Raw genomic sequence first — 16,333 nt, 5'->3', positions numbered from 1 at the left:
TGCCCATCAGGAACTGGGGCATTATTTTAAATCAGTTCCTTACGATCTATGAAAAAAGGGTCAGACTTTAAATAAAAGTCAAACCCTGGTTATTTTTAACTTACACAGTTTGCGGGATAGTGTCAGAAATAATCTTCAACGGCAATAAAGCACTGAGCCCGCCATTTGGTCGGGCTCAGTGCTTGAAGCAATATCTTTGTAGTTAACCTGAATTTTAAAATAGTTTCTTTTTACGGTTAAGCTAAACTATTCCATAATTTTTACTCTTCCTCCTGCAAACGTATTCTTATTTACCTCTTTAGGATTACCATAAACGTACACGTCTCCACCAGCTTTTATATTAATATCTATTGCTTCCGTTGCAAACATTGAAGCCTCTCCAGCAGCGGTGATTTTAACACTGGCCTTCTCACTAAGAAGTGGTTTTCCCTCAAAAACTCCGCCTGTATTTAGGACTACTTCCTGATTTATTGTCTTTCCAGAGGCCTCAACATTACCGCCGGTAACACATCGTACGATCAATTGATGCACATCAAGTCCTACTTTTATTTTTGCGCCTTCTTGAGTCTTTAATTCTATCTTTTCTTGACTTAAGGTTTCGTTGACCGTAATTCTTGCTCCCTCATTCGCATCAATTAAGTCTATATTTTTAAAATACACCTCTACAAAGGTATTTTCCCCGTGAAACTTTTTATCCAGTACCATTTTTATCTTAAGGACTCCGTTCTTATTTACAATTTGTATATCATCAACATTGTCCCCTTTTACCAAAACCTTATTTTCTTCCGATTTAATAAGGTTTACTTCTATTAAATCATAAACTTTCACCTCTTTAAAGTCACCCACGGATTTATCAACTGTTCTTTGCGAAAATCCTACGAGCGATAAGCAAAGGAATCCTATTACCAAAATATTTTTCATCATCCTTAAATTTTTGTTATTACATTTTTCCATTAAAATTTGGGGAAACATTAGAATTTTCAATCTATTTTCTTGGTAAAGATGTAACAAAAGTCCATTTGTTACACTTATTTAATGAAACAATTAACTTTTTAACAGGCCAACGATCATAATCCTGCTCTAAGCAGGAGAATATCTTTGTAAGTCCAAGACTTTAATTTTTCCAAGTGACCTATTTATATCTAGTGTAAAAGCACATTCCATTAAATAAAAAAACCACGCCATTAGGCGTGGTTTTAACGGTCAACCAATAAAATAGTTTATGAGTTTATTATTTTCTCCTGATGATTAATTGATTCTTGATGAATTGCTTTAAACATCTTTAAAACAAATTCCTCACTTAAACCTTTAGCCTCACCTTCCAAAATCATATTGCCTAAAATAGCATTCCAACGATTGCTCTGCAATACGGCAACGTTCTTCTGCTTTTTTAAAGCACCAATACCATCTGATATTTTCATTCTCTTCCCAAGCATTTCGATAAACTGGCTATCAAGAACATCTATTTGCGCCCTTAGGTTACTAAGTTCACTATTGTACCCTACTTCTGCATCAGTTTCTTTTCTAATTTTCAAATCTCTCATAATCTGGATCAATTTGGATGGAGTTACCTGTTGGGCAGCATCACTCCAAGCATTATCCGGGTCAAAATGAGTCTCGATCATCAAACCATCAAAATTAAGATCTAAGGCTGTTTGGGAAACATCAAAAATCATTTCCCTATTCCCTGTAATGTGTGAAGGATCATTAATTAAAGGTAAATCTGGAAATTTATTTTGAAATTCAATAGCTAATTGCCATTCTGGAATATTCCTATATTTTGTTTTTTCATAAGTAGAAAAACCTCTATGTATGGCTCCTAAATTTTTAATTCCGGCAGTATATAATCTTTCAATTCCACCTAGCCATAATGCCAAATCCGGATTTACTGGATTCTTTACCAATACAATTTTATCTGTTCCCTCTAGTGCATCAGCAATTTCCTGCATAATAAATGGACTAACCGTTGAACGTGCACCGATCCACAATAAATCAACGTCATGTTCCAATGCCAACTTAACGTGAGCAGCATTAGCTACCTCAGTACAGGTTTTCATACCTGTCTCCGCCTTAACTTTTTGCAACCACTTTAAACCTAAAGCACCCACTCCTTCAAACATTCCAGGACGTGTTCTTGGCTTCCAGATACCAGCACGATAGTAATTTACATCGGTATCTTTTAACTCATTGGCAATTCGAAGCACTTGCTCCTCTGTTTCCGCACTACAAGGCCCGGCAATTACTAACGGATGGTCCAATTTCATATCGTCCAACCATGTTCTCATTTGTTTTGAATTTTCCATTTCTATACTCTATTTTTTGTTAAGTGGTATTCCGTTTAATATTTCCTTTATTTTATTCGTACTATTCATTTCATTATAAATGCCTTCATAGTCATCTGCAACCAACATGGCTTTAAACTCCTTCAAGTTTTGAATATATTCCCCTAAGGTTTCTACTACGTTTTCCTTGTTTTGCTTAAAAATAGGGGTCCACATAGATGGTGAACTTTTAGCCAAGCGCACAGTGCTTTCAAAACCACTTCCAGCCATGTCAAAAATATCACGCTCATTCCTTTCTTTCTCAATTACTGTCTTTCCCAACATAAATGAACTTATATGGGACAAATGTGAAACATAGGCTATATGTTTATCATGTGCCTCTGGGTTCATATAACGGATCCGCATACCCATTTCTTGAAAAATCCCCAATGCCTTTTCCTGCAATTTAAAGGCCGTCTTCTCTATTTCGCATATGATATTCGTCTTTCCCATAAACAACCCCTCTATAGCAGCCGAAGGTCCTGAAAACTCAGTTCCTGCAATGGGGTGACAAGCCAAGAAATTTCGCCTTTTCGGATGATTTTCTACAACTTTGCAAATTAACGATTTGGTGGACCCTGCATCCAGCACTATAGCATTATCATTTACGGCATCCAATATTTTGGGCAATTCCAGAACCATAACATCTACCGGAATACTTACTATTACGCAGTCGGCCAAGTGAAGTTGGCCATAATCTGTCTTTTCATCGATCAAAGATAATAACAGGGCCTCATCCAAGTGTGCCTCGCTAGCATCTATTCCGTAAATTTTAGAGTCCGGCCGGTTACGCTTAATATCCTTGGCCAAAGACCCTCCAATTAATCCGATACCGATTACAAATACATTCATACTATCTAATCATTAGTTCCAAATAAGCAGAACAACTACAATATTCCCAAAAAAAACCGGGATTTTCAATTATTATCGATTAACTATGAAAATACCTCGACCCCATTCCAAAATATGGACATTAAGCTTTCTTATTTTCATTTTTTTCAAAACCTATCTATTGCTTCCTTAATCTTATCGGCCGTGACACATAAGGAGAATCGAATATACCCCTCTCCGTTTGAACCAAAAATTGTCCCTGGCGTAATAAAAATGTTCTTATCATAGAGCACCGAGTCAATAAATTTCTCGGAAGACGCAACTCCGGAAGGCAACTTAGCCCACACGAACATCCCTACAGAATTTTTATCATAGGTACAGTTTAACTTATCGGCCAATGCGAACATTAATTCCCTCCGCTCACCATACACCTTATTCAAATCACTAAACCATGACTCACTACTGTTTAAGGCCGCTATGGCCCCCTTTTGAATTCCGTAGAACATCCCAGAATCCATATTGCTTTTCACCTTTAAAACGGCATTGATATGCTCGCTATTCCCAAAAACCATCCCTACACGCCAGCCGGCCATATTAAAGGTTTTACTCAGTGAATTTAATTCCAGAGCCACGTCCATTGCACCCTCTATCTCCAAAATACTTATGGGATGTTGGTTCAATACAAAACTGTACGGGTTGTCATTAACCAATAAAATATCCTTCTCTTTTGCAAAAGCCACCAGATGGGTCAATTGCTCCCTACTTGCCGTAGCTCCGGTGGGCATATGTGGATAACTGGTCCACATTATCTTCACCTTTGAAAGGTCTTGACTTTTTAACACCTCTAAATCCGGAAACCAGCCATTGTCACCGATCAAATCATAATATCGTGGCACTGCGCCCACCAAATTGGTTACCGATGTATATGTTGGGTATCCGGGATTAGGAATCAACACCTCATCTCCAGGGTTTAAAAAGGCCAAACTAATATGCATGATACCCTCTTTGGACCCCATTAAAGGTAACACTTCAGTTTGTGGGTTTATAACCACACCAAATTTATCCTTGTAAAATGAAGTAAATGACTCCCTCAGTTCGGGCAAACCTTGATAACTTTGATATTGATGTGCCCCATCATGCCCAAGTGCATCTTTCACTGCATTCTGAACAGCTATGGATGGTTCCAAATCAGGACTTCCGATACCCATATTGATAATGGGACGACCTTCGGCCATCAACCCCCTTACTTCTCTAAGTTTCTTAGAAAAATAGTATTCTTCAACTGTATTTAATCTATTCGCCGTAATCATAATACTCTGGCATTTTTATACTCACCCAATACTTTAAATTGTTGCGCCATAATCTCCAACAACGCTTTTGCTTTTGAAAAATTTTTATACTTTTCAAAGGTAACATCCACAAAGAAGGAATACTTCCATGGCTTCTCTATTACTGGTAACGATTGTATCTTTGTAAGATTCAGATTACAATCGCTCATCACGTTCAATATTGCCGCAAGACTTCCACGCTTATGGTCTGTTATAAAACGTACTGACGCTTTATTTATTTCATCCTCGGGCAAGGCCTTATTTTGAGTCTTTACAATGATAAACCTAGTAGAATTATCCTTTATTGTCTGTATTTCCGAATGAATAATCTCCAAATCGTATAATTCTGCCGCCACTTTGGGTGCAATGGCAGCTATCCCCTTTAGTTGACCTTCCTGGATTCTCTTAGCGGTTTCCGCCGTATCCACATCTTCCACCAGCTTAATGTGCTTATAATTTTTAAAAAATTCATTACACTGCAGCAATGCCATAGGATGCGAACGCACCTCCTGAATACCCTCTATCGTCTGACCTTTTAAGACCATTAAGTTATGATGAATATTTAAATACTGCTCCCCGATAATATGAAGGTTTTTATGGAACAACAATGCATAATTAGGTATAATAGATCCCGCAATGGAATTCTCAATGGCCATTATCCCCTGATCCGCTGTTTTATTAATTAGGTGATCCACCAATATATCAAAGGATGAACATTCAACGAATGTAACATCATCACCAAAATAATCCTTTGCCACTTGATGGTGGTTAGAACCTTTTATACCCTGTATTGCAATTTTTAACTTCACCTTTTTTCAAATTATTTGCCGCCTATTATGGTCTTTCAACTTTGATCCGTATAGCTTTTAATTTTGAAAGTTATATCCAAAAAAAAAGTCCTGGTTTTCACAGGACTTTTTTCTATCTATATATACTTTAAAATAAGCTAGAACAGTCCCATACCTCCCTTAAAAAAGAAGTAAAAATAAAAACCGTTCCAGAAATATTGCTTTGTCATTTTTCTTGTAAAACTTTGGCTAAAGTAATAATTATATTTAAAAACCAACATCTAAGTAATGTTTTTTTTATTTATTTCAGTTTAAAGCAATTAAAAATATCGATTTACCCCCTAAATCCATCAAATTTTACGAATTAAGAAGCAGAAATCTATACCCTAATTATTTCGAAAATAACAATCCCACATTGACTGTCAATATTTTATCCAATAATAATTAAAACTAGTTTTCACTTATTTGCATTATTTTTGATAAAAAGTTCACGCATGTCCATCCTAGTAAAAAATGTCACTAAATCCTTTGGAGACCAAAAAGCATTGAACAAAGTTTCCTTTAGTATTAAAAAAGGGGAAATTGTTGGTTTTTTGGGCCCAAATGGAGCGGGTAAATCCACCATGATGAAAATTCTGACCACCTACCATTCCCCAGATGAAGGTCAGGCATTTGTAAATTCATTTGACGTTCAAGAGGACAAAAAGAATGTTCAAAAAAGCATTGGATACCTTCCTGAACACAATCCGCTGTATTTGGATATGTACGTAAGGGAATATCTAGGTTTTAATGCCGATGTCTATAAGGTAGACAAGGAAAGGGTCAATACGGTCATTCTGCAAACGGGCCTTACCCCAGAAGCAAACAAAAAGATTGGGCAGCTTTCCAAAGGCTACAGGCAAAGGGTTGGACTTGCAGCTGCACTGTTGCACGATCCGGAGGTTTTGATCCTCGACGAACCAACCACCGGTCTGGACCCCAATCAATTGTTGGAAATAAGAAAATTGATTCGGGAAATTGGAAAAGAAAAGACCATTCTGCTTTCCACGCACGTTATGAAAGAGGTAGAAGCCGTCTGCGATAGAGTTTTGATCATAAATAAAGGAACCTTAGTGGCAGACAAAAAACTTTCAGAATTACGGGACGGGCAGGACCAAGTATTGGTAGTGGAATTTGATTTTAGGGTAGAAGAAGCTTTTCTGAATAAACTGCCCCATGTAATCCTAGTTAAAAACATAGGTGGTTTTGTTTATGAGGTTACCTTTAATACTACTTTAGATATGCGACCTGTGCTGTTCGATTTTGCCCATGACAATCAATTGAAGACCCTTCAATTAAGTAGAAAAAACAAGAATCTGGAGAGCCTGTTTTCAGAGATGACCCTTTAAACCTATAAATCCTCAGACGCCAACATAACCAAATCCTATAATTTTTGGATTATAGGGTTAAAAGCCTTTGACGCTACAAGAACCTTATCCCCTACCTTTAAATCGGAAACTTCTGAGCGGTCCGAAACTACCTTAATGATATCGTTACCGATAAGGACAGAGATTACATAAATAACATCCTCCTGCTCTATTTTCAGGACTTCACCCGAGAACCTAAATTTAGCACTGGTTTTGTTAAGACCAAAAAAATCTGTGGCCGCACCCTTCTTGATTACCTTACCGTTATGAAGCTCAAATACGTAATCCGATAATTTTACAATTTCACCTATATCATGACTCACCAGAATCGTAGTAAGTTTATATTTTTTATGAATTTGCAATAAATACTCCTGCAATTTTACCCGCATCTTTAGGTCCAAGGCCGATAATGGCTCGTCCAATATCAAAATCTCTGGCCGCTGGACCAGTGCCCTGGCCAATGCCACCCGTTGTTTCTGTCCCCCTGAAAGAGTTTCTGGTTTTCTATGTTGAAATTCATTGAGTTGGGCAAAATCCAACAATTCTGCAATTATGGCTTTATCCTGTTTTTTCAGAAGGGCATATTCCAGGTTTTGTTTAACGGTCATATTTGGGAAGAGGGCGTAGTCCTGAAAAACATAGCCCACCTTACGTTGTTGCGGGATAAGGTTAATATTTTTCAGGCCATCAAACCATGTTGTCCCACCTACTGTGATAATTCCACTATCCGGCTTCAATAAGCCCGTGAGCATCCTTAAAGTAGAGGTTTTCCCGGCACCGGATTCTCCGAACAGGGTAACAAATTGCCCTTTTTTAATGTTCAATTCCAAATTAAGGTCTATTTTTCCTCCAACGGACTTAAATGTTTTTTGTAGGTTTAACTGAATCATGGGACAAAGCGTTTAAAATACCCCCCATTAGTAAGATAAACCAAAAGTAGAATAATGAATGTTATTGAAAATAAAATCAAAGAATAGCTATTGGCTGCTTGATAATTTAGTGCTTCTACTTCATCATATATAGCAATTGAAGCGACTTTGGTTTTACCCGGCATATTCCCTCCTATCATCAAAACCACTCCAAATTCCCCAACTGTATGGGCAAAGGAAAGAACAACCCCTGTCAGAAGCGAGGGTTTAATGTTGGGCAATAATACCTTTAGGAGGGTGGTGAATTTTGATTTTCCCATAGTATATGAAGCTTCTTGAAGCGTAGATGGCAACGAGGACAACCCTGCTTGAATAGGTTGCACCATAAACGGAAGACTATATATGATCGAAGCCAACACTAAGCCACCAAAAGAAAATATAAGTTTTATTCCCAGCCATTCATTTAACCAACTCCCTAAGGCATTTTCAGGGCTAAAGGCCACAAGCATATAAAAACCTAATACGGTTGGTGGTAGCACCAAAGGCATACTTACCAAAGTTTCTATGACCGGCCTTATTTTCGATTTGGTATTGGAGAGCCAATTGGCAATTGGAATAGAAATTACAAATAATATTGCCGTAGTTATTGCCGCAAGTTTAAAAGTGAGTACTAGAGGTTGCCAATCCATTATGGTGCCAGTATTATTTCGTTCAATTTAACCATAATCGTCACTTTCATACTTTTAACCAACTCCAAATCCTTTACACTCCTACTGCTAATTATGGCAACAACCTCACCCAAATTGGTATCCACAATTAATCTACTCATCAAAACGCCAATTTCCATGTCGGAAATGATTCCAAAAATCTTATTCTCTATACTAATTCTCAATTCCGTTTGTGTACTGATAGCTACCTCTATTTCCTTAAACAGGACATTTACTTTATTGCCCTTTGTTAAATATGTGGCTGTTTGTGGTGTATCAATTACTATTGACATTAGTTCTACCCCCTTATCTACCTCGACATAAACTATGGACATATTTCCATTAGTTTCAATATCTGTAATATGCCCTAGAAAACTATTCATCCATCAAATATCCAAATTCTTTTAATATCTCCTTGGCTTCTTGGGTAAAAAGAAAATCATAAAAAATTTGAGCCTCCGGATTATTATCTCCATCTCGATTTACAAGGACCACGCCCTGATCAATGTTGGTGTATAATGATGGATCTATAAGAGTCCACCTACCTCTACCCCTCATTTCCGGAGATAATACGCTTGATAGCGCCGTGAATCCTATTTGCGCCGCTTTGGAAACAATAAATTGATCGGTCTGACCAATGCTTTCCCCAAAAACCAATTTTGGCGCCAAAGTTTCATACAACCCGTAATGCGTCAAAACTTCCACAGCAGCAAGGCCGTATGGAGCAGTTTTAGGATTTGCCAAAGCAATGTGTTCAATCAGGGAATTGGACAGATCATTAATTGTAACCGGAGTATTCTCGGCCATTGACCATAATACCAATTGTCCGTTTGCATAGACTCTAGGAGAACTACTAGCCTTTCCGCCATTAAAAACAGCCTCTGGATATTTCATATTTGCCGCTACAAAAATATCATATGGGGCTCCTTCTAAAATTTGCGCAGTTAATTTACCTGATGAACCAACTATCAATTCAAATTCCACCCCAGATTTAAAGGCAAAGTCCTTGGTCAACTTTTCCATGGCAGCCCTCATGTTGGCTGCAGTGGCAACCCTAATTTTCTTACTGTGATTATCCTGACATGTCGAAAATATAAAAATCAGCAAGATGAACCTCAACAATCGCTGGACTGAACCATCAAAAATTTTCATATATTGGACAAATTATATATTTTTAAAACAGACAGCGAAGAATACCAAGTGATTTATTTTTTGGTAATAAGTTTGCCCACACTTTTCCAGAACATATTCAAAGCGGTGGTTGAAGCTTCAGATAGCTCTGATAATAAAAATAAATTGCGTTCAAAATTTTTCATCTCCTCGTTTTGCCCACCACGTATTGGCACTGTGTAATAGGCCATATTCCAGTCACTAAAATTTCTTTCTTCATTATTCCCTTCCCACAATACCTTTACATCGTAATGCCTCTTATCTACCCTTATCTCATCGAAAAGTGATTTTATTCTATTCTTATCACCTTCTATAATCTGAACAAAGGCAAATTTATGAAATACCAAACACCCAGTTATACCAAGTGTTTTATTACGGTTACGAGCAGTTTCCAAAATACTTGCATTAACTTCTTCTGTAATTTCCTGTGAGGCCTTGGAGGAATAGGTCAATTGGTACATATTACTATTTTGAAGCAAAGTACGAAAATTTTAGAAGGGCAATGTGCGACCTAATACGCCCTTATTAAGAAATCTATTGGTTAAACAGTCTAGGAAGCTTTATTATTTCGTCAAAAATAGGTCCCACTTAGACTGTTGTTTGTGCATATTCTGTCCAGGACCCATCATATACCTTTTTGGAATTCCCAAGGGCCATTTCACTGGCCATATACACAATACATGCTGTGACACCAGAGCCACAACTAAACACCAGTGGCCTCTCTTCCTTTGAAATATCTTTAAAAACTTTCTTCAATTCGCTCTCAGGTTTGTATTTGCCATCTTTAAGCACCATTTCGAAAGGGATGTTGATGGAATTGGGAATATTCCCTCTTCTTAGTTCCTTTCTTGGTTCATCAACAAGGCCATGGAAGCGATCTGAGGAACGGACATCTATTACCAAGGCCTTCTCACTTATAATATTCTCCCTAATTTGTTCATAATCCACCACCAATTCAGGAATGAGGTGTGCTGTGAAATTACCTAGATCAAACTGCTGCCCACCCCCATTTTCTGTCGCATACCGCTTGCTTTTCCATTCAGGAAAGCCTCCGTCCAAGACACTTACGTTGTCATGGCCCATAATTTTGAACATCCACCGGACCCTAGGGCTTACATAAATCCCCATATGGTCATAAACGACTATTTTGCTCGATTTATCAATACCCAATTTCCTACAGGATTTTTCAAATTCGGACGCACTGGGAAGCATATTCGGAAATGGGCTATTCTTATCACTAAACTCATTTTCCAAATCAAAAATACGAGCTCCCTTGATCCTAATATCATCCATTTTCGAAACCGATGCATCATATCGTATCCGGGCATCCAAAATTACTATTTCGGGCTCATCCAAATGCTGCTTAAGCCAATCGGCAGATACTAGAATATCTTTCATCAACAACTATTTTATTTTAATCGACTGATATTTTCAAATATTTCATAACTGCATCATCACCCTGAAGTGCATTTATCGGTCTTGGATTATTTTGGCCAAAAACCATTAACTCCTCAGGTGTCAAAATAGTAACAAAATCCTCCTTATACCCTTCCGCGTAGGGAATTTTACCGGCGTTAAGATCTAGATGATGGTCAAAAAAATTGTAGACGACTGTTCTTTTATTATAACCATAATCATGCCTTTCGGCTGGTAGATGAACATTTTCCACCTTATGCTCAGCATTGTACAATGCATATACCTTTTGTATATAGGGATACTCCACTCTAGGAGTATTTCTTGTCCAGTCCGAACCATCCGAAACCAAGAGCAAGGGCCTAGGGGCACAAAGGGCTGCTATTTCTACATTATTGGTTTGGTGGTCAGTACTTTTATGTATGGGCATTCCGCTCTCACAAACGCATCCGCCGAAAAAGTGGGCGGAAACTTGTACCACGGGTGCTGCAACTTTTATTCTATCATCTATGGCAGTTAGGAGAAAGGTTTGGGTACCGCCTCCAGAGGCGCCTGTCATTCCAATACGTTGGGAATCCACATCAGCCCTAGATAATAAATATTCCAAAACCCGTTTACTGTTCCACGTTTGCAACAATAATGCGATTGGCATTTTATGGTTTATCTGATTGCTTTCGGCATAGCCCACCATATCATAAGCAAAAACCACAGCTCCCATCCTGGCCAGGGCCGCACAGCGCCATTGAATATAATCTGTATACCTTTTATCTTTCATGTGACCATGAGGGCTTAGAATAGCCGCAAATTTACCCTCCATACTTAACGGTCTATATAAGTTGCCCGTAATATAAAAACCAGGAAAGCTCTCAATGGCTATGTTTTCTACAATATAACCATCCATCTGCCGGGTATTTCTAATAATAGGATTGAAATTACCGGTTATTTTTGGCATCTTATCCAGTTGCATTCCTTCGACAATACCTTTCCTTATTCTCGATGCCCTTTGTTCCCAAGATTCCAGGTCTGTCCATTCCGAGGCAAATTCTTTCATTACAATATTCCCTTCATCCTCAGTCCAGTGACTTCCTACGCATAACATATTATCCTGACTATTCACCATTAAACAGGAAAAAGTAATTGCAATAAGACTAAGTAAGTTTTTCATATTTCGAAGTTAATAGTTTCTTGTAGCGTTTATAAATTATCGTTTTTTTTTCACAGTTAAGTGCCCAGCTTAAATCATCCATCGACCAATACTACAGGTTATTCCAAATAGCTCCCGCCAAATCAATTCTGTTAACTAAAATAGCGCTTTTCCACCATTGTTTTTATATTTCAGAGTCAAGTTCTATTAAATCGTCCCTAAACCTCTAAAAACCAAAATCTTAATGTCGGTCTTTTGGCATTATATCTTTTTCGTATTCCTAGTTGATCACCTATTCCATTATTTTAGAATGCATGATGGTTTTTTTGGTAAATTGCGGTAATTCAACCAAAAACCATCACATGTTTCTAAACCGAACAACCTTTAAAGGCCTAATAATCATATTGTCCCTAGTCACTTTTTACGCTTGTAAAGATGAGCCAAAAGTCAAAATCGATTTTTCATCACTCTCCGAACATGATAAAAGAAAACCAGCAAATGCATTGGCCTCTATGGAGGTTGCAGAGGGATTAGGCCTTGAACTTTTTGCCTCTGAACCCATGGTGACGAACCCTACCAATATGGCCATCGATGCAAAAGGCAGAATATGGGTATGCGAAGCTAGGAATTACAGATTATTTGCAAACCCGGACAACAGCTATGATAAAACCGGAGATCGCATCCTAATTTTAGAGGACACCAATGGTGATGGCAAGGCGGACACCTCTAAGGTTTTCTACCAGGGGGAGGACATAAATGCAGCACTAGGTATAGCCGTGTTAGGCAATAAGGTCATAATATCCGTAAGTCCAAACGTTTTTGTTTTTACTGATGACAATGGGGACGACATTCCGGATTCGAAAGAAATCCTTTTCTCAGGCGTTGAAGGCGTAGACCATGATCATGGCATACATGCTTTTGTTTTTGGGCCTGATGGTCGTCTCTATTTCAACTTCGGCAACAACGGAAAACAATTGTTGGACAAGAATGGTGAGGCAATAATGGACATACATGGCCAAGAAATAGTTGCCAATGGTAAACCATATCGTGAAGGAATGGCTTTTAGGATGAATATGGATGGGACAAACCTTGAAGTTTTAGGTCATAATTTCAGAAATCCGTTCGAAATCGCTATTGATTCCTACGGTGGACTATGGCAATCGGACAATGACGATGACGGCAATCGGGGAACACGCATAAATTATGTCATGGAATATGGGAATTACGGGTATAGGGATTTATTAACCGGTGCAAGTTGGAAAGAAAGAAGAGCTGGATGGCACAACGAAATTCCAAAAAGACATTGGCATTTAAACGATCCAGGAACAGTCCCAAATTTATTACAGACCGGATCGGGATCCCCATGTGGCATCCTAGTCTACGAAGACAAGATGTTGCCACTAAAATTTCAAAACCAACTAATACATGCCGAACCAGGCCACAATGTAGTTCGCTCCTACATTATAGAAGAATCGGAAGCAGGCTATACCGCAAAAGTTGAAAATATAATAAAAAGTAAAGATGATTGGTTTAGACCCGATGATGTTACAATTGCTCCGGATGGCTCACTTTTTATTTCCGATTGGTATGATGGTGGCGTAGGTGGACATAAAGCGGAAGACATTGCTCAGGGTAGGATTTACCGTTTGTCAACAACCGAAAAATACGACCTAGCTTCAATAGATCCTAATACGGAAGAGGGAGCCGTTAAAGGAATACTATCTGGCAATATGGATATTTTTTATCAATCCTGGCAAAAATTGCATTCTATGGGTGAGGCTTCAGAACCACTTTTAAAGGAGCTGTTGGCTAAGGGCAACATTGCAAAAGCACGTGCATTTTGGCTTGGTTTGCAGATTCCCGCCAAAAGCAACGAATACATAGAAATGGCATTAAATGACGAAAATCCCAAATTCCGTATTCAAGGTATTCGTATGGCACGTTTTAAAGGGAAGGAAAATTTGGAAAAATACCTGTCCCGACTCAGTAATGATAAATCGCCCCAGGTAAGAAGAGAGGCAGCTATAGCATTGACCTATATTGGCACTGTGACCGCTGCTGAACAATGGGCCAATTTGGCCGTGCAACATACCGCTGGGGATCGCTGGTCTTTGGAAGCCCTGGGTATAGGAGCAAACCAATTTCCCGACCTATATTTTAATGCTTGGATCAACAAAGTTGGAAATAACTGGAAAAATGAAGCAGGAAAGGAAATAGTATGGCGAGTTGGTGCCACAGAATCGCTTCCAATGTTGGTATCCCTCATAGAGGACAAGAATATGCCATCTTCCAAATTGGCTTCCTATTTTAGGGCATTTGATTTTAAAGATCATCCACAAAAAGATAATTACCTAATCAATATGTTAGCTTGGAACCATCCATTGCAAAACCAAATTCAGGCATATGCTATAGGGCAAATGGATGCCAAATTTGTAAATAGCTCCGCAAAAAATACTAAAATAGTAAAAGAGGTACTTCCCAAAATTGAAGGAACCCCTGAATGGATCATGGCAATCAAAAACCTAGATTTAAAAAATCAGAATGAGGCTTTGTTCAGGGTGGTTGTTAAAGGGAATAATAAAGATATAGGTAAGGAAGCTGCAAATATATTATTCAGCAACAACGGCGCTCCCTTAATAGACAAATTCCTTCATTCCGAAGCTCCGGAATCTTCAAAGATAGCAGTTTTGGAAATGCTTAATGGAATCTCCAACCCTGATGCCATAGCACTGATAAAGAAAACCATAACCAACAAGGAATTAAGCCATCCTGTTACCAGAAAAATGATAGAAACATTGGGGAATACAGGTTCCGGACAACATGAATTATATCAATTGTTGGAGAATGGAGCATTAGCCGAAGAATATAAAATCACTGCCGTACTTAAGCTAATGACGAGCTGGGACAATGAGATCAGGACCAATGCCCCAAAGTTCTTGAACAATCGGGCGGAAGGAAACTTGGACATTGGTGCCTTAGCAGAACGCAAGGGAGATGCCCCACATGGCAAGGAAATTTACAGTACCTACTGTAGTTCTTGTCATATAACAACGGGTACTGGAACCGATTTTGGCCCTGAATTATCGGATATTGGTAATAAACTTTCAAAACAATTCTTATACTCCAGTATAATTTACCCCAGTGCGGGAATTAATTTTGGGTTTGAAGGATATTCAATTACAATGAATGACGGTAAAGCTTATACTGGGTACATTTTAAGTAGGACAGAAGATGAAATAACTTTAAAAATGATGGGAGGGACCCAAAAAGTATTGGAATTGAAGGATATTGCTGAACAAGAAGCTATGGATCAGTCCTTAATGACCCAAGGATTGGCCCAAATCATGTCTGAAGAGGATTTAGTAGACCTAGTAGAATACTTAGGAACACTGAAGGTAGAAGCCTTGGAATGACATTGAATCGTGTATAACCATGAGGTTGTTCATGCCAATATCCCTTGTTAAAGGGCTTTAAAACGATTAGGGCACTACCCCACATTACAAGTTTTCAAGGGAATTTTGATCAATTTTCCAAAGCTAGTTCCAAATAGGACATCTACATTAATAAAATCTTAGTACCAGTAAAAAACCGCAGGACAAATCCGAACGAGACATTATAAGTGAAAATATTTTTTCAATTGTCCAAGCAAGCTTCTAGGCATTGTACTCATATAGATCCTGCTCTAAAGCGGGATTAGTTCAACTAACTACTTTAAATTTGATGTAAAGCAACTTTTTTAAAACAGCATTTCACCAACAAAAAAAGCCATGCATATGCATGGCTTTGATTTATACTTTTAAATGCAAATTAGAAACCTAACTGCTTCTTTACCTCTGGCAAAATATCTTTTCCTTTAGCTACGATCAATCCACCACCTTGGGTAGCATCCATAACGTAATCCAATCCTTGGGCTGCAGCTACAGTTTCTATAGCTTTTTTAGCCTTTTCGGTAATTGGACCTAAAAGCTCACCTTGTTTCTTTTGCAATTCTTGTTGAGCTGACTGTTGTGCTTCACCAATATTTTTTTCAAAACCTTGAAGTTCTAAAGCTCTTTTTTGGTTTTCCTCTTCAGACTTGGAAGATGACTCATTTGAATATTGGGTATACTTATTCTTTAGTTCGGTCATGGAACTTTCAATATCCGCCCTATAGGTTTCCTGTAATTTTTTAAGTTCTGCATCAGCTGCTTTCATCTCTGGCATTTCGGACAATAATTTCTGTACATCTATATGTGCAATTTTGGCCTGTGCGTTAACAAAACTAGTAGCTGCTACGAACAAAACTATGGCTACTGCTATTTTCTTAATTTGTTTCATGATTTTAATTAATGTTTGAGTGTTAATTTAATGATTTAG

The 16,333-nt window shown here is 38.2% G+C and carries 15 protein-coding genes; 2 read left to right on the top strand and 13 right to left on the bottom strand.

Going from position 1 to position 16,333, the window contains the following annotated elements:
* Positions 1-246: 246 nt before the first annotated feature.
* The 5 genes from CWD90_RS21430 to CWD90_RS21410 all read right to left on the bottom strand — a co-directional run bounded on the left by CWD90_RS21430 (position 247) and on the right by CWD90_RS21410 (position 5,289).
* Complete coding sequence (locus CWD90_RS21430; RefSeq protein WP_317045741.1) at positions 247-924, bottom strand: head GIN domain-containing protein; 678 nt, start codon at positions 922-924, stop codon at positions 247-249.
* Between the two features lie 296 nt (positions 925-1,220).
* Entirely contained in the window at positions 1,221-2,303 is a 1,083-nt protein-coding gene (locus tag CWD90_RS21425) for a bifunctional 3-deoxy-7-phosphoheptulonate synthase/chorismate mutase type II (RefSeq protein WP_103478104.1), read from the bottom strand.
* A gap of 9 nt (positions 2,304-2,312) precedes the next feature.
* The gene (locus CWD90_RS21420; RefSeq protein WP_103478103.1) at positions 2,313-3,173 is read right to left on the bottom strand and encodes a prephenate dehydrogenase; all 861 of its coding nucleotides are present in this window, start codon (positions 3,171-3,173) and stop codon (positions 2,313-2,315) included.
* 146 nt (positions 3,174-3,319) lie between these two features.
* Positions 3,320-4,465, bottom strand: a complete 1,146-nt coding sequence (locus CWD90_RS21415) for a pyridoxal phosphate-dependent aminotransferase (protein WP_103478102.1) — start codon at positions 4,463-4,465, stop codon at positions 3,320-3,322.
* Positions 4,459-5,289 carry a prephenate dehydratase gene (locus CWD90_RS21410; RefSeq protein WP_103478101.1) on the bottom strand — a complete coding sequence of 277 codons (831 nt, stop codon included), beginning with the start codon at positions 5,287-5,289 and terminating at the stop codon, positions 4,459-4,461. The genes CWD90_RS21415 and CWD90_RS21410 overlap by 7 nt, the downstream gene beginning before the upstream one ends.
* 473 nt (positions 5,290-5,762) lie before the next feature.
* Here CWD90_RS21410 and gldA point away from each other — a divergent pair, with 473 nt between their 5' ends.
* The gene (gene gldA / locus CWD90_RS21405) at positions 5,763-6,656 is read left to right on the top strand and encodes a gliding motility-associated ABC transporter ATP-binding subunit GldA (protein ID WP_103478100.1); all 894 of its coding nucleotides are present in this window, start codon (positions 5,763-5,765) and stop codon (positions 6,654-6,656) included.
* A gap of 35 nt (positions 6,657-6,691) precedes the next feature.
* Here gldA and CWD90_RS21400 read toward each other — a convergent pair whose 3' ends face one another.
* The 7 genes from CWD90_RS21400 to CWD90_RS21370 form a co-directional block, all read right to left on the bottom strand.
* Complete coding sequence (locus CWD90_RS21400; protein WP_103478099.1) at positions 6,692-7,564, bottom strand: ABC transporter ATP-binding protein; 873 nt, start codon at positions 7,562-7,564, stop codon at positions 6,692-6,694.
* Positions 7,561-8,232, bottom strand: a complete 672-nt coding sequence (gene modB, locus CWD90_RS21395; RefSeq protein WP_103478098.1) for a molybdate ABC transporter permease subunit — start codon at positions 8,230-8,232, stop codon at positions 7,561-7,563. The genes CWD90_RS21400 and modB overlap by 4 nt, the downstream gene beginning before the upstream one ends.
* A complete protein-coding gene (locus CWD90_RS21390; protein ID WP_103478097.1) occupies positions 8,232-8,633 on the bottom strand; it encodes a TOBE domain-containing protein in 402 nt (133 codons plus the stop codon). Before CWD90_RS21390 ends, modB begins: the two co-directional genes overlap by 1 nt.
* On the bottom strand, positions 8,626-9,402 hold the full coding sequence (gene modA, locus CWD90_RS21385; RefSeq protein ID WP_103478096.1) for a molybdate ABC transporter substrate-binding protein: 777 nt from the start codon (positions 9,400-9,402) through the stop codon (positions 8,626-8,628). Before modA ends, CWD90_RS21390 begins: the two co-directional genes overlap by 8 nt.
* A gap of 53 nt (positions 9,403-9,455) precedes the next feature.
* On the bottom strand, positions 9,456-9,899 hold the full coding sequence (locus CWD90_RS21380; protein WP_157941294.1) for a BLUF domain-containing protein: 444 nt from the start codon (positions 9,897-9,899) through the stop codon (positions 9,456-9,458).
* A gap of 109 nt (positions 9,900-10,008) precedes the next feature.
* On the bottom strand, positions 10,009-10,818 hold the full coding sequence (locus CWD90_RS21375; protein ID WP_103478094.1) for a sulfurtransferase: 810 nt from the start codon (positions 10,816-10,818) through the stop codon (positions 10,009-10,011).
* A gap of 16 nt (positions 10,819-10,834) precedes the next feature.
* Positions 10,835-11,998 (bottom strand): alpha/beta hydrolase family protein, encoded by a 1,164-nt coding sequence (locus CWD90_RS21370; protein WP_103478093.1) that lies wholly within the window; start codon positions 11,996-11,998, stop codon positions 10,835-10,837.
* A gap of 341 nt (positions 11,999-12,339) precedes the next feature.
* Here CWD90_RS21370 and CWD90_RS21365 point away from each other — a divergent pair, with 341 nt between their 5' ends.
* Complete coding sequence (locus CWD90_RS21365; protein WP_192878056.1) at positions 12,340-15,390, top strand: PVC-type heme-binding CxxCH protein; 3,051 nt, start codon at positions 12,340-12,342, stop codon at positions 15,388-15,390.
* 394 nt (positions 15,391-15,784) lie between these two features.
* Here the strand turns inward: CWD90_RS21365 and CWD90_RS21360 are convergent, their stop codons facing one another.
* Positions 15,785-16,294 (bottom strand): OmpH family outer membrane protein, encoded by a 510-nt coding sequence (locus CWD90_RS21360; RefSeq protein WP_103478091.1) that lies wholly within the window; start codon positions 16,292-16,294, stop codon positions 15,785-15,787.
* Positions 16,295-16,333 lie beyond the last annotated feature (39 nt).

This window comes from Arenibacter catalasegens (assembly GCF_002909235.1).
Lineage (GTDB): Bacteria > Bacteroidota > Bacteroidia > Flavobacteriales > Flavobacteriaceae > Arenibacter > Arenibacter catalasegens.
The sequence above is the reverse complement of the archived record's forward strand: the minus strand, read 5'-3'. Positions and strand labels throughout refer to the sequence as shown.

Excerpts from the sequence above, each read along its gene's own strand:
- CWD90_RS21430 (WP_317045741.1), bottom strand. The coding sequence starts at position 924 with ATGATGAAAAATATTTTGGTAATAGGATTCCTTTGCTTATCGCTCGTA.
- CWD90_RS21425 (WP_103478104.1), bottom strand. The coding sequence starts at position 2,303 with ATGGAAAATTCAAAACAAATGAGAACATGGTTGGACGATATGAAATTG.
- CWD90_RS21420 (WP_103478103.1), bottom strand. The coding sequence starts at position 3,173 with ATGAATGTATTTGTAATCGGTATCGGATTAATTGGAGGGTCTTTGGCC.
- gldA (WP_103478100.1), top strand. The coding sequence starts at position 5,763 with ATGTCCATCCTAGTAAAAAATGTCACTAAATCCTTTGGAGACCAAAAA.
- CWD90_RS21400 (WP_103478099.1), bottom strand. The coding sequence starts at position 7,564 with ATGATTCAGTTAAACCTACAAAAAACATTTAAGTCCGTTGGAGGAAAA.
- modB (WP_103478098.1), bottom strand. The coding sequence starts at position 8,232 with ATGGATTGGCAACCTCTAGTACTCACTTTTAAACTTGCGGCAATAACT.
- CWD90_RS21390 (WP_103478097.1), bottom strand. The coding sequence starts at position 8,633 with ATGAATAGTTTTCTAGGGCATATTACAGATATTGAAACTAATGGAAAT.
- modA (WP_103478096.1), bottom strand. The coding sequence starts at position 9,402 with ATGAAAATTTTTGATGGTTCAGTCCAGCGATTGTTGAGGTTCATCTTG.
- CWD90_RS21375 (WP_103478094.1), bottom strand. The coding sequence starts at position 10,818 with ATGAAAGATATTCTAGTATCTGCCGATTGGCTTAAGCAGCATTTGGAT.
- CWD90_RS21370 (WP_103478093.1), bottom strand. The coding sequence starts at position 11,998 with ATGAAAAACTTACTTAGTCTTATTGCAATTACTTTTTCCTGTTTAATG.
- CWD90_RS21365 (WP_192878056.1), top strand. The coding sequence starts at position 12,340 with ATGTTTCTAAACCGAACAACCTTTAAAGGCCTAATAATCATATTGTCC.
- CWD90_RS21360 (WP_103478091.1), bottom strand. The coding sequence starts at position 16,294 with ATGAAACAAATTAAGAAAATAGCAGTAGCCATAGTTTTGTTCGTAGCA.